The organism is Nocardiopsis camelliae, assembly GCF_028993595.1.
Lineage (GTDB): Bacteria > Actinomycetota > Actinomycetes > Streptosporangiales > Streptosporangiaceae > Nocardiopsis > Nocardiopsis dassonvillei.
This window is the reverse complement of the sequence record NZ_CP118614.1, coordinates 6,453,551-6,466,958: the sequence shown is the minus strand read 5'-3', so window position 1 is coordinate 6,466,958 and position 13,408 is coordinate 6,453,551. Positions and strand designations below refer to the sequence as shown.

Sequence of the window (13,408 nt, the reverse complement as noted above, 5' to 3'; positions counted from 1 at the left end):
CATCGGTGAAACGACCAGTGTGGTCGCCCGCACCTGCCGCGACGGGGGCCCGCTGTGCGAATGTGTGCACGTGGCTGGCAGGAACACACAACCCCCCGTCGCCCGCCTCCGAGGTCGCGACACGGAGCAGCGGGCCCTCTCCGACGCCCTGGACGACGCGCGGTCCGGCCGGGGCGCCTCCCTGCTCCTCTCCGGCGGCCCCGGGCGCGGCAAGACGGCGCTTTTGGAGTACCTGAGCGGGTCCGCAGGTGGTTTCACCGTGCTCCGCGCGGACGGCGTCGCCGACGAGGCGGACCTGCCCCTCGCCGGACTCCAACGCCTCCTCCGCCCCCTCGCGCGGGAGGCCGAGCGCCTTCCCGAGCCCCCGCGCGACCTCCTCCGCGACGCCCTGACCCGGGGAGCGGTCGCCGACGCGGACCGGCTCGCCCTCTACACCGGCCTGGTCGAACTGCTCTCCCTCGCCGCGGCCGACCGCCCCCTCCTGCTGTGCGTGGACGACGCGGACCGGCTCGACGCGCCCTCGCTGGACGCCCTGGCCTTCGTCGCCCGGCGCCTCGCCGGAACGCCCGTCGCCGCCGTCCTCGCCGCGCGCGAGGGCCGGGGCAAGCCCGCCGGGGCCCGGGCTTCCGAGACCGACGCCGAACCCCCTTCCGACGCCCTCGTCCCCGGTGTCGCCGAAATCCCGCTCGCGCCCCTGGAGGAGCGGGCGCTCCACGACATCCTCACCGACAGGGCCTCGGTCACCCCGGCCTCCGCCGTGCGCTCCGCCCTGGTCCGCGCCGCCCACGGCAACCCCGCCGCCGTCCTCGGCCTCCTGCGGGGGCTGTCCCGGACCCAGCTCCTGGGTGAGGAGCCCCTCCCCGACCCGCCGCGCCTGCCCGGCCGCCTGCGCGCCGGCCTCCTCGCCCCCTACCGGGGCCTCCCCGAACGGGCCCGCCACCTGCTGCTGCTCGCCGCCCTCGGTGACGAGCCCCGCGTCCACCGGCTGCTGGAGGCCTGCGGGGAACCCGGACCGAACGCCACCGGCCCCGGTTCCGGCGTTTCCGTCCCCGCACCCGGACCGACCGTCACCGACCTCGAACCCGCCGAGGAGCGGGGCCTCGTGCGGGTGGAGGGCGACACCGTCGTCTTCGCCGACCCCCTGACGCGCGAGGCCATCGCCCAGGACGCCCCCGCCGGGCGGCTGCGCGCCGCGCACCGGGCCCTGGCCCGCGCCTGCGACCCCGGAACCTCGCCCGCGGAGTTCGTCCGCCACACCGCCGCCGGGGCCGACGCGCCCGACGCCGGACTCGCCGAAGCCGCGACCGCCGCCGCCCGGCGCGTCAAGAGGGTCGGGGGCCGCCTCGCCGCCTCCCACGCCTACGAGCGCGCCGCCGACCTGTGCCCCGACCCCGACGAACGCGCCTGCCGACTGAACACGGCCTCCTACGAGGCCTACATGGCCGGGAGTTCGGCGCGCGCCACCCGGCTGCTCGCGCGGGCGCGGCCCCTGGCGGTGTCGGACCGGCGGCGGGCGACCGCCGACCTCATCGACGCCCAGATCGCCATGCGCGGCGAGAACGCCATGGACGTCGCCGAACGCCTGCTCACCGTCGGCCGCGGACTCATCCCCCACGACCGCTCCCTGGCCCTGCGCGCCCTCGTGCGCTCGGCCGACGCCGCCTCCCTGGCCGGTGACGCCGCCCGCCACGGCCGGGCCGCCGAACTGGCCCTGCCCCTGGTCCGTCCGGACGACCCGGCGCCGATGCGCATGGTCGCGTCCTTCCTGGAGGGCTGCGCGGTCTCCTTCCGCGGCGACTACCCCGGCTCCACCCCGCTGCTGCGCGAGGCGACCGGGCTGGCCGGGATCGCCAAGCCCTCCGAGCTGGTCTGGGCGGGCATCAGCGGCCTGCGCCTGGGCGACGCGCCGTTCGTGCGGTCGGTCACCTCGCGCGCCGTCGAGGTCGGCCGCCTGCGGGGCGAACGGGCCACCCTGCCCGCCGCGCTGGGCTTCCTGGTCTTCTCCGAGTTCTGGAGCGGACGCTTCCCCTCGGCCGCCGGGACCGCCCTGACCGGCCTGAGGGTCTCCCGCGAGACCGGCCAGACCGTGTGGGCCACCCAGCACCTGGCGTCCCTGGCGATGATCGCCGCCATCCAGGGCGACGTGGACACCTGCCGCATCCGGGCCCGCGCGGTCGCCGTCCAGGCGGGGGAGAACAGCCTCGGCCTGGCCGCCGCCCTGTCGGCGTGGGCGCTGGCCGTCCTGGAGCTGTCCCGGGGCAACGCCGCGGAAGCGTTCTTCCGGCTGCGCGCCCTGGTCCACGCCGCCCCCGGGCACGGCCACCCCACCATGCGGCTGCTCACCGCCCCGCACTTCGTGGAGGCGGCGACCCGCATGGGCGAGACCGAGTGGGCGCGCACCTCCCTGGCCGGGTACCGGCGCTGGGCCGAGTCGGTGGGCAGCCCGAGCACGCTGGCCCTGGCCGCCCGGGGATCGGGCCTGCTGGCCGCGGGCGACGAGGCCTGCGACCACTTCGAGAACGCGCTGGCCCTGCACCGGGCCTGCGGAGACGACGACGTCGAGCACGCGCGCACCCAGCTGCTGTTCGGCGCCCACCTGCGCCGGGCCCGCCTGCCCGGCCGGGCCCGCGAGCACCTGTACAACGCGCTGGAGACCTTCGAGCGCTTCGGGGCGCGGCTGTGGGTGCGCCAGACCCGCGCCGAGCTGCGCGCGATCGGGACCGCCGAACGCGGACCCGACCCCGTCTCCACCAGCGAACTGACCGCGCAACAGCAGCAGATCGCCCGGCTGGTCGCCGAAGGGGCCACCAACCGCGAGGTGGCCGCCCACATGTTCATCAGCCCGCGCACGGTCGAGCACCACCTGCGCGGCATCTTCCGCAAGCTCAACATCAGGTCCCGCGTGGACCTGGCCCGCCTGTTCAACTGACCCCCGGCCGACGACCGAGGCGCCGCCGGACACCCCCTTCATACCAACTGGTCGGTACGCCTCCGGTCGAAGAGAAAGGCAGCCAATGACGACGACCGCAACGGAGCACCTCCTGAGCGCTGACGGGGTGACCGTGCGCTTCGGGGGCCTCACCGCGCTCGACGACGTCGGACTCCGGGTCGCACCCGGGTCCGTGGTCGGCCTCATCGGCCCCAACGGAGCGGGCAAGACCACCCTGTTCAACGTCCTGTCCGGCGTCCTGCGCCCCACCGCCGGGACCATCACCTGGAAGGGCGCCCCGCCGCCCGGCCGCCGCCCCCACCACCTCGCCCGCGCGGGCATCGCCCGGACCTTCCAGGGCCTCAACCTCTTCCCGATGATGACGGTCCTGGACAACGTCGTCGCCGGGGCCGACCGCCTCGCCTCCGGAGGCCCGTTCTCACTGCTCAGCGGCCTGGGACGGCACCACCGCGACGAACGGGAGCTGCGCGGGCGGGCCCTGGCCGCCCTGGAGCGCTTCGGGGTCGCCGAGCACGCCCACCGGCTGCCCGCCACCCTGCCCTACGGCGTGCAGAAGCAGGTCGCCCTCGCGCGCGCCTGCGTGGGCGAACCCGAACTCCTCCTGCTCGACGAACCCGCCAGCGGACTGTCGGGGGCGCAGATCGACGCCCTCGCCGACCGGATCCGCGGCTTCAGGCGGGACATGGCCGTCGTCCTCGTCGAGCACCACATGGACCTGGTCATGCGGGTCTGCGACCACATCGTCGTGTTGAACTTCGGCCGGGTCATCTCCACCGGCACCCCCGCCGAGGTCCAGGCCGACCCCCTCGTCACCCAGGCCTACCTCGGCACCCCCGCGGACGCCCCCGCCCGGAACGCGGCGGCCCCAGCGGACGCACCCGGCCGGGACACGGGGACCCCGGCCCGGGACGCCGCCGCCCCCACCGACACCCCCGGCGCCGGTCCCGGCGACGCGAACGGAGCCGCCCGATGACCGCCCCGCCCCTGCTGTCCGTCGAGGAGCTCAGCGCCTCCTACGGAGCCGTCCGCGCCCTGGACCGCGTGTCCCTCACCGTCCCCGCCAAGGGCGTGTGCGCCGTCCTCGGCGCCAACGGCGCGGGCAAGACCACCCTGCTGCGCACCCTCACCGGCCTCCACCCGGCCGCCTCCGGGCGCGTCCTGCTCGACGGCGAGGACATCACCCGCCTGCCCGCCGAGAAGGTCATCACCCGCGGCCTCGCCCACGTCCCCGAGGGCGGCGGCGTCATCGTCGAACTCACCGTCGAGGAGAACCTGCGCCTGGGCGGGCTGTGGCGTTCCGACCGCCGCCGCGACTCCGCCATGGGCGAGGTCCTGGAGCTCTTCCCGCCCCTGGCCGAGCGGCGCGGCAGACCCGCCAGCACCCTCTCCGGGGGCGAGCGCCAGATGCTCGCCATCGGCCGCGCCCTCATGGCCAGGCCCCGGGTGCTGCTGCTGGACGAGCCCTCGCTGGGCCTGGCGCCCCTGGTCACCAGGCAGATCTTCACCCTCCTGCGCGACCTGCGCGACCGCACCGGGCTCACCGTCGTCCTGGTCGAGCAGAACGCGGCCGGGGCGCTGTCGGTCACCGAGACCGGGTTCGTCCTCAACCAGGGACGCGTCGCGGTCGGGGGCGCCTCCGCCGACCTGCTCTCCGACGACCGCACGCGCCACGCCTACCTGGGCTTTTAGAGGAGTCCCCGCATGACCCACTTCATCAACCTGACCCTCAACGGGCTGGCCTCCGGGGCGGCCTACGCGGCGCTGGCGCTGTCCCTGGTGATCATCTACCAGGCCACCCGCCTGGTGAACTTCGCCCAGCCCGCGCTCGCCCTGGTCGCGGTCTACACGGCCTACACCGTCACCCAGATCACCGGCTCGTACTGGCTCGGCTTCGCCGCCGCGCTCACCGCGGGCCTGGCCGCGGGCGCGCTGGTCGAGCGGTTCGTCATCCGGCCCATCGCCCGCGTCTCCCAGCTCAACGCCATCATCGTCACCCTCGGCCTCCTCCTGGTCGTCCAGGGGCTGGTCGGGATGGTCTGGGGCAACGAGCAGCACGGGTTCGGCTACGCGTTCAGCTACGTGGGCCGCTTCTCGCCCGCCAACGTGTTCGCCCTGGTGTCGGTCGGGGCCGTCGCGCTGCTGCTGTTCGCCCTGTACCGGTTCACCCCGCTGGGCCTGCGCATGCGCGCCGCCGCCTTCCACCCCGAGGCCGCCCGGCTCAGCGGCGTGCGGGTGGGCCTGATGCTCACCGCGGGGTGGGCGATCGCCTCCTTCATCGGCGCCCTGGCGGGCATGCTCGCCGGACCGCCGTTCATCTCGCCGAACGTGTTCGACGTCGTGTTCGTCTACGGCATCACCGCCGCCGTCATCGGCGGTCTGGACAACCCGTTCGGCGCCGTCCTCGGGGGGATGCTCATCGGCCTCGGGATGTCCTACGTGTCCGGTTACGCCGGGCCCGAACTGGCCACCCTCGCCGCCCTCGTCATCGTCGTCGCGGTGCTGAGCGTTCGCCCCGACGGCATCCTGTCCCGCCCGGCCGCGCGAAAGGTGTAGCGATGCCCTCACCCACCCGGCAGCGCGCGCAGCGCGCCACCGCCCCCCACACCCCGAACCCGTCCGCCGCCTCCTCCGGCGGCCGGTGGCGCGCCCTGCCCGCGCCGCTGCGCCACCTGCTCCTGGCCGCGCTCGGCCTCGCCGCCGTCACCGCGCTGCTGCTGGCCACCGGAGACCTCACCGCGCTGCGCGTGGCCGCCGTCGGCTACACCATGCTGGCCGTCGCCGGGCTGCAACTGCTCGTCGGCGGCAGCGGCCAGGTGTCCCTCGGCCACGGCGCGTTCATGATGATCGGCGCCTACACGATGGCGCTGCTGGTCCTGTACCAGCCGATGCTCCCCCTGACGGTGAACCTGCTGCTCATCGTGGGGGTCTCCGCCGTCGCCGGGATCGCGGTCGGCGCCGCCACGGCACGCCTGCACGGCCCCTACCTGGCGGGGGCCACCCTCATCCTCGCCGTCGGCCTGCCCGGGCTGACCCACCGCTACCACGAGGTCCTCGGCGGCAGCAACGGCCTCAACATCCGCACCGCGGGCGCGCCGCCCCTCCTCCAGGGCCTGGTCACCGACAGCGAGTGGAAGGCCCTGGTGGTGTGGACCGCCGTGGTGCTCGGTCTGGCCGTCCTGGCCACCGTCTCCACCGGCCGCCTGGGCCGCCGCATGCGCGCCATCCGCGACGACGAGACCGCGGCCGCCATGGCCGGGATCCCGGTCGGCACGACGAAGGTGGTCGCGTTCGTCATCGCCTCGGCGGCCGGCGGCCTCGCGGGCGGCCTCCAGGCCTACGTGCTCGGCACCGCGACCCCCAGCACCTTCACCCTCGCGCTGTCGCTGACCCTGCTCGCGGCCCTCGTCCTGGGCGGCATCGGCAGCCTGTGGGGCGCGCTGTGGGCCGCGGTCGCCGTCGTCTACCTGGAGGTCTGGGTCTCCGACCTGGCCGGAACCCTGGGCCTGAGCCGCGACGCGGAGAACAACCTCCCGATCGTGTTCTTCGGCGTGGTCCTCATCCTCGTCCTGCGCTTCTGGCCCCTGGGAATCCACGGCGCGCTCCAACGCCTGGCCACACGCCTCGGACCCGCCGGGTCCGGACCCCGCTAGCCGGTGCCGGGGCGCCCGCCCGCCCGGCACCGCTCCACCCCCACCCCCCACCCCCCACCCCCCGAGAAGGAGAACCCCATGCGCAACCGCAGCGGAACCCGGGCCGCCCTGGCGGCCTCCCTGGCCCTGACGATGCTGGCGACCGCCTGCACCGGCGCCGGTGAGGTCACCGAGGGCTCCGAGGTCGACCTGAACCTCTCCACCGGTGTCACCGACGACGCCGTCGTCATCGGCTCCCACCAGCCCCTGACCGGACCCGCGGCCCCCGGCTACCTCGCGGTCTCCCAGGGCGCCCGCGCCGTGTTCGAGTACGTCAACGCCCAGGGCGGCGTGAACGGCCGCGAGATCGACTACCGGGTCGAGGACGACGCCTACGACCCCGCGCGGACGATCGACGTGACACGGCAGTTGGTCATCGAGGACGAGATCTTCGCGATGGTGGGCGGTCTGGGAACGCCCACGCACAGCAGCGTCCTCGACTACCTCAACGAGGAGGGTGTGCCCGACGTCTTCCCGTCCTCGGGCGCCCTGGCGTGGAACAACCCCGACGAGCACCCCCTGACCTACGGCTGGCAGACCGACTACACCAAGGAGGCGAAGATCCAGGGCGAGTACATCGCGGCGAACTTCCCCGACCGGGGCGTCGGCTACCTGTTCCAGAACGACGACGTCGGCGAGGACTCCCAGGCCGGGCTCGACCAGTACCTCGGCGACGAGGTCGTGGCCCGGGAGCACTACGAGTCCGAGGTGCCCGACCTCAGCGCCCAGATCGCCGAACTGGAGCGCACCGGGGCCGAGGTGGTCGTGTGCTCCTGCATCCCGGCGTTCGTCGCGCTCGGCATGCTGGAGGCCGCCAGCATCGGCTACGAACCCCAGTGGGTGGTCTCCAGCATCGGCGGCGACACCGCCACCCTCCAGGGGCTGCTGGCGGAGTTCACGCAGGACACCGACGCCGAGGGCGTGCCCGCCGACGAGTTCCTCGACGGCATGCTCATCACGAGCTACATGCCGCGCGTGGAGGACGAGGACGACGCGTGGGCCCGGTTCTTCATCGACGTGTACGAGGAGTACGGCGAGGGCGGCACGATCACTAACACGCACGTCTTCGGCATGACCCAGGCCGTCATGTTCGCCCAGGCGCTCAGGTCGGCGGGCGAGGACCTCACCCGCCAGTCGCTCGTCGACGCCCTGGAGTCCCAGGAGTGGCAGGGGCCCAGCCCCGTCCCCTTCGCCTCAGGCGACGGTGACCACGGCGGTCACCAGGGCGTCTACGTCGTCCGGTACGAGTCGGGCGGCAGCATCGACATGGTCCAGGAACCGCGTGTGACCGACCGCGAGGGCGGCCCCATCGAGGAGGCCGACTTCACGGCCCTCGGTCCGGACGAGCTGGTCTTCCACGACTGAGTTCGGATGGGTTCGGAGGTGTTCGGATGTGTTCGGACGGGTTCAGATGAGTCCGGATGGGTTCGGAGAGCGGTGGTCCCCGCGAGGCGGTGGTCTCCGTAGGGCTGCGTTTTCCACAGGCAGGAGTTGGGGCTGGTCGTGGGTGGTGCGGTGATGGTTTCCTGGAAATAGGGGGGATCCCACCCAGTAGGTGTTTTGGCATGCCCTGGAACGCTCTTCGTTCAATAACGGTAATGGATTGAGGGGTAGGGAGGGGCCGTCCACAGGGCCCCTTCCTACGCTATTCCTGTCGGGGGTTGCTGGCGGCAACGAAAGCGCGCCAGCTGCCGCGAAAGGGTGCGGGCGGCGGGGAACGGCGGGCGCCGGGTGGGGGCGTGGGCGACCGACGAAAAGCGGCACCAAAGGCGGGAGCGGCTACCGGAGGGCGACCAACGCCCGGGGTGTGGGGGTGGTCGGGCTCTGCTGCGTCGGCACCAACGGCCATCAGGCCCTCCGGTCTCGGGCAACGATCCTGGCCCCTGTGGTCGGGGGGGGGCATCGCCGAGGTCAAGGTGGCATTCTGGGCGCACCTTTTCGGACACCTTTTGAGCCGACCCCATTGCAGACTATGAGGCAAAAGCATCCTCCAGAAAGAAAGTCGGCAATCGATGCCCTGAATGGTGGAGAAAGGGCGATCGGCGGCCTATAATAAGAAGTATGGAGATGATGACCGCAGCGCCCGAGGCGGCCCCCGGGGAATGTTCCCCGGCCGTGGCCGCGCTGGCCGGTGCGCGCGAGATCATCGACCACGCGTTGAACACCGACGTGCCGCCCGGAGCGGACGAGAGCGCCGCTGAGGAGATCGCGGCGCTGTGGGCCCAACTGGACCAGATCCGGTACCAGGCGTTGGCGCGGATGGCGCGTTTGTACGCGCGGGGTGCGGTGGCCCGCTACAGCGGCTACTCCACGTTGGACAAGTGGTTGGTGCACCACGGCAAGTTGCCCACCTCCCAGGCGAAGGATTTGGCGCGGCTGGCCCAGCATGTGCACGAAGAGACCTTGCCCGCCACGGTGGAAGCGGTGGAGACGGGCGTGGTGGGGTTGGGTGAGGCGGTGGTGATCGCCAAGGTCACCGACAAGGCCGTCCAGACCCGCGACGCTCAGCATTTCCCTGAGGAGCAGGAGTATCGGGGCGGGTTTGAGTCGGCGTTGGTGGCCGCGAAGGCGGAGCGGCCTGCGTTGTCGGTCAACCAACTTCAGTCGGTGGCCCGCCAGGTCGCGCATCGTTTGGACCCCCACCGCCTGGACCGCGACCACGAAGCTGCTCACGCCTCGCGTGGGCTGGTCGTGCATGACACGTTCCAGGGCAGCTACCAGCTCCAGGCGTGGGGCGGCAGTGGGGATGCGTTGATCGTGCGCGCGGCCATCGACACCTTCACCACCCCACCCTCGGAGGAGGACACGCGGTCGCGGTCGCAGCGGGAGCATGACGCGCTCATCGCGGCGCTGCGCTTTGCCACCACCCACACCGGATGCGCCAACGCCCCCGCTCCACTGGCGCAGATCCGCATCGTGGTGCCGGTGCAGACCTACCTGGACACCCAGGGCCAGGAAGTTCCGGCGCTGGACGAGCGCGGACGGGTGGTACCGGTCGGGGTGGTGCACGAGTTGGCCGCCGACTCTGAGGTGGTGCGGATGCTCACCGCCCCGCCCACCGGGCAGGTCCTGGATGTGGGCCACAGCCGACGGTTGGCCTCAGCCCGCCAGCGCACCGCCGCCTTCCACGGGCACACCACCTGCGCCCACCCGGGCGGGTGCGAAGTCCCGGTGGCCCTCTGCCAAGCCGATCATGTGCAGTCGTTCTCTCGGGGCGGGCGCACGGTGGTGGCGAACCTGCAACCCTTGTGTGGGCCGCATAACCGGGCCAAGTACCAACGCGAACTGCGCACACACCAGCGGAGGGAACAGGATCATCCGCCCGACAGAATTCTGGTTCCACCGCCCCGGGAATGACCCCGGCCGGTCCGGGCCCCGGCATGCCCGCGCCCGCCAAGCGGCCCGGACCCGTGCTCGCCGTCGTCGCTGCCACCGTCGCCCACCCCCGCCACAGGGGCCGGTCGCGCTGCCCCAGGCCCGCCACTCCCGCCGCCTTTGGTGCCAACGCAGCAAAGCCCCACCACCCCACAACCTCAGGCGTTGGTCGCCCTCCCGCACCACCTCGCGGCAGCAGGCGCCGCCACCTCCGGCCACCACCCGCAACCAAGGCGTTGGACGGCGCCCCCAACCACCCGCCGCCTTTGGTGCCGACGCAGCAAAGCCCCACCACCCCACAACCTCAGGCGTTGGTCGCCCTCCCGCACCATTACGCGGCAGCAGACGCCGCCACCTCCGGCCGCCACCCGCGACCAGGGCGTTGACCGGAGCCCGCGGACGGTATCCCCGTCCCTGCTCGTCGGTGAGGACGGCCGGCCTCCCACGCCCGGACACACGGGGCGGCGGCCCGGGAGAGCGTCCACCGAGCCGCCGCCGTGTCGCTGTTCCTGAGACTGTTGTTCCGGAGGCTGCCGTTCCGAACGACGCGGGACCGGAGCGGCCCCGCGTCGCCGGTGCGGGGTCAGGTGATGTGCGGGCAGGAGTCCCTGTAGTCCGAGAAGTCGGAGAAGAACCCGGTGTCGGGCGGCGGGCACAGGAACTGCTCGTAGCGCTCGTCCTCGTCGACGAAGCGCTTGAGCCAGGAGATGCTGTACCTGGCGATGATCGTGTTGGAGAGGTTGGGGGCGAAGTGGCTCGCGCCCTCCAGCTCCAGGTAGGCGCGCTCCAGGTCGCCGTCCAGGCTCTCGTAGAACGGGATGGAGTGCGAGCTCACCGACGCGATGCTGTCGTTCTCCGCGCCGATGATCATCGTGGGCACGTCGACGTCCGACCAGTCCTTCTGGAGGTGCCAGGGGGTCAGCGGGATCGCCGCGCGCAGCTCCGGCCGGTCCTCGGCGGCCGCGAGTGTGCCGCCGCCGCCCATCGAGTGGCCCATCACGGCCAGGCGGTCGCCGTCCACCCGGTCGGACACGTCGCTGTCGTCGACCAGGTAGTCCAGGGCTGCCTCGATCTGGCGTCCCCGGCTGTCGGGCTGGTCGTAGCGGGTGTTGGTGTCGATCGTGAACACCACGAAGCCCTGCGAGGCGATCCGGTGGCCCATCCACGCCATCGAGGACTGGCTCGCCGTGTAGCCGGGCGCGACGACGACGCCGCCGAACGTTCCCTCGCTGGTGTCGGTGGGGTGGTAGATCGTGCCGCCGCCGAACCCGCTCACCAGCGAGGACACGCTCTCTTCGTCGGTGTCGAAGTAACCCTCCTCGGCGGTGACGCTCGACTCGGTCGGCGCGGGGCCGCGCTCGTACGGGTTGGCGGCCTGGGCCGGGGCGACGACGACGCCGGTCAGCCCTGCGGTGAGCGCCAGGGTCATACCCGCGCGGGCGGCGAACCGGGCCACGCGGGAGCGGGGGCCGCGCTGCGCGCCGTCGGTCTCTTCGGGGGAAAGGGGGTATGTTCGCACGGCTTTTCCTTTTTCTCGTGCAGCGGGAATCCGCGCACCTCGCGGTGTACGCGGACCAAGGGTCTCCCGTGGGGGGAAGCCGACATTACCGTAAGGTAACCGAACGGGTACCCGCGGTGGTCGGCGGTGGCCGTCCCGCCTCCCGGTGGAGGAGGGAGGGAGTCGGGTGACCGGCTCCCTTCGGCCGTGGGTTCACTATGGTGTCGTTTCGGTAAACGTGCATCCGTTGAATCACCAGTAGTGACGGAGCCCAGCTCGCGGGGGGAGAAGGGGGCGTGCGCTCACCCGGTGACCCGGGTGCGCTCGTGGTGCTCCCGTGTCACCGGCGCTCCTGGCCCCGACGCCCCGACGCCCCGCCGCGCCGGTGGGTCGCGGTGTTTTGCCGCTCCCTTCCCGGGCAGGCGAACCGTGTAGGCGCACGACGAGGGAGTGAGGACCATGCCCGGTGCAAGCGAACTTCCGTCGACCCTCCAGCGGTCTCCGAAGAAGGCCCAGCGCACCTGGATCAAGGCGCACGACTCCGCTGTGGAGGAGTACGGGGACGGCGAGCGCGCACACCGCGTCGCCTTCGCGGCGGTCAAGCACGAGTTCGAGAAGCAGGGCGACCGCTGGGTGCCCAAGCAGCGCTCGGGCCCCTCAGACGAGCAGGCGTCCAACCCCAAGGCCGCGCGCGGCCGTGGCAAGGACAAGAAGACCGCCGGGGGAGTGGACGCCAACGCCAGCAAGGAGCACCTCTACGAGCAGGCGAAGAAGCTCGGCGTCCAGGGGCGTTCGAACATGAACAAGGACCAGCTGGTCGAGGCGCTGCGCAAGGAGAACGACCGGCGCACCGCCAAGGCCCGCTCCTGACACCGCCCCGGCCGGACACGCCGTCGGCCCACCCCAGACAGCCCCTCCCGAGCTCCGTCCGGGAGGGGCTTCTTGCTGCGCCGGGGAGGCGCCCGCCATGAGGGCTCACGCCGTGAGGGCGCGTGCGGGGAGGGGGCGGGGACCGCGGCCCGCCCCCTCCTCCCCGGCTCAGCTCGCCTGGATCTCCCCGCCGGTCGGGGCCAGGGTCTCGCCGGTGTAGTACGACGACAGCCGTCCGCTGGCGAAGAAGACGTAGGAGGGTGCGATCTCGTCCGGGTCCGCGGCCCGGCCCATGGGCGACTGCTGGCCGAAGCCCTCCGCGCCCTTCTCCCCGAGCGTGGAGGGGATGAGCGGCGTCCACACCGGCCCGGGCGCCACGCAGTTGACCCGGATGCCCCGGTCCATGAGCGTCTGCGCCAGCGAGTGCGACAGGTTCATCACCGCGGCCTTGCTGGACGCGTAGTCGATCAGCGACTTGTTGCCGCGCAGGCCGTTGATGGACCCCGTGATGATGATCGAACCGCCCTCGGGGATGTGCTCCAGCGCCTCGCGGACGGTCCAGAACACCCCCATCACGTTGACGTCGAACGTACGGCGCAGCTGCTCGGTGCTCAGGTCGGTGAAGTCGTCCACCGGCGCCTGTGTCGCGGCGTGCTCGACCAGGATGTCGATCCCGCCCAGCTCCTCGACCGCGCGGTTCACCAGGTGGGTGCAGAAGGACTCGTCGGCCAGGTCGCCGCGTACGCCCACCGCCTTGCGCCCCTGCTCCTGGACCAACCCCACCGTGTGCTGGGCGTCGGCGTCCTCGCTGAGGTAGCCGAAGACGACGTCCGCCCCCTCCTTGGCGAAGGCCACGGCGACGGCGCGGCCGATCCCGGAGTCGGCCCCGGTGATCAGCGCGCGCTTCCCCTTCAGCAGGCCGCGGCCCTCGTAGTCGCGCATCTCGTCCCTGGGCTGCGGATCCATCGGCTCGGTCCGGCCGGGGTAGGGCTGGCTCTGCGCCGGAGGCGAAGTCTCGGACATGGT

10 protein-coding genes are annotated in these 13,408 nt (G+C 72.8%); 8 read left to right on the top strand and 2 right to left on the bottom strand.

The annotated features are described in order from the left end of the window. Positions 1 to 19 precede the first annotated feature (19 nt). The 7 genes from PV789_RS28260 to PV789_RS28230 all read left to right on the top strand — a co-directional run bounded on the left by PV789_RS28260 (position 20) and on the right by PV789_RS28230 (position 9,996). Complete coding sequence (locus tag PV789_RS28260) at positions 20 to 2,929, top strand: helix-turn-helix transcriptional regulator (protein ID WP_274975344.1); 2,910 nt, start codon at positions 20 to 22, stop codon at positions 2,927 to 2,929. An 85-nt stretch (positions 2,930 to 3,014) separates the two neighbouring features. After that, on the top strand, positions 3,015 to 3,923 hold the full coding sequence (locus PV789_RS28255; RefSeq protein WP_274975343.1) for an ABC transporter ATP-binding protein: 909 nt from the start codon (positions 3,015 to 3,017) through the stop codon (positions 3,921 to 3,923). Next, positions 3,920 to 4,639, top strand: coding sequence for an ABC transporter ATP-binding protein (locus tag PV789_RS28250; RefSeq protein WP_212642283.1), 720 nt, complete (start codon positions 3,920 to 3,922; stop codon positions 4,637 to 4,639). The genes PV789_RS28255 and PV789_RS28250 overlap by 4 nt, the downstream gene beginning before the upstream one ends. A gap of 12 nt (positions 4,640 to 4,651) precedes the next feature. Continuing rightward, positions 4,652 to 5,503, top strand: coding sequence for a branched-chain amino acid ABC transporter permease (locus PV789_RS28245; protein WP_274975342.1), 852 nt, complete (start codon positions 4,652 to 4,654; stop codon positions 5,501 to 5,503). Positions 5,504 to 5,505: 2 nt separating this feature from the next. Then, complete coding sequence (locus PV789_RS28240) at positions 5,506 to 6,600, top strand: branched-chain amino acid ABC transporter permease (RefSeq protein ID WP_274975341.1); 1,095 nt, start codon at positions 5,506 to 5,508, stop codon at positions 6,598 to 6,600. A gap of 78 nt (positions 6,601 to 6,678) precedes the next feature. Next, positions 6,679 to 8,004 carry an ABC transporter substrate-binding protein gene (locus tag PV789_RS28235; protein WP_274975340.1) on the top strand — a complete coding sequence of 442 codons (1,326 nt, stop codon included), beginning with the start codon at positions 6,679 to 6,681 and terminating at the stop codon, positions 8,002 to 8,004. A 705-nt stretch (positions 8,005 to 8,709) separates the two neighbouring features. Next, complete coding sequence (locus PV789_RS28230) at positions 8,710 to 9,996, top strand: HNH endonuclease signature motif containing protein (RefSeq protein WP_274978274.1); 1,287 nt, start codon at positions 8,710 to 8,712, stop codon at positions 9,994 to 9,996. A gap of 601 nt (positions 9,997 to 10,597) precedes the next feature. Here the strand turns inward: PV789_RS28230 and PV789_RS28225 are convergent. Continuing rightward, the gene (locus tag PV789_RS28225; RefSeq protein ID WP_274975339.1) at positions 10,598 to 11,533 is read right to left on the bottom strand and encodes an alpha/beta hydrolase family protein; all 936 of its coding nucleotides are present in this window, start codon (positions 11,531 to 11,533) and stop codon (positions 10,598 to 10,600) included. Positions 11,534 to 11,971: 438 nt separating this feature from the next. Between PV789_RS28225 and PV789_RS28220 the strand changes: the two genes are divergently transcribed. Then, positions 11,972 to 12,382, top strand: coding sequence for a ChaB family protein (locus PV789_RS28220; protein WP_274975338.1), 411 nt, complete (start codon positions 11,972 to 11,974; stop codon positions 12,380 to 12,382). A gap of 168 nt (positions 12,383 to 12,550) precedes the next feature. Here PV789_RS28220 and PV789_RS28215 read toward each other — a convergent pair whose 3' ends face one another. Further along, a complete protein-coding gene (locus PV789_RS28215; RefSeq protein WP_274975337.1) occupies positions 12,551 to 13,405 on the bottom strand; it encodes an SDR family oxidoreductase in 855 nt (284 codons plus the stop codon). Positions 13,406 to 13,408 lie beyond the last annotated feature (3 nt).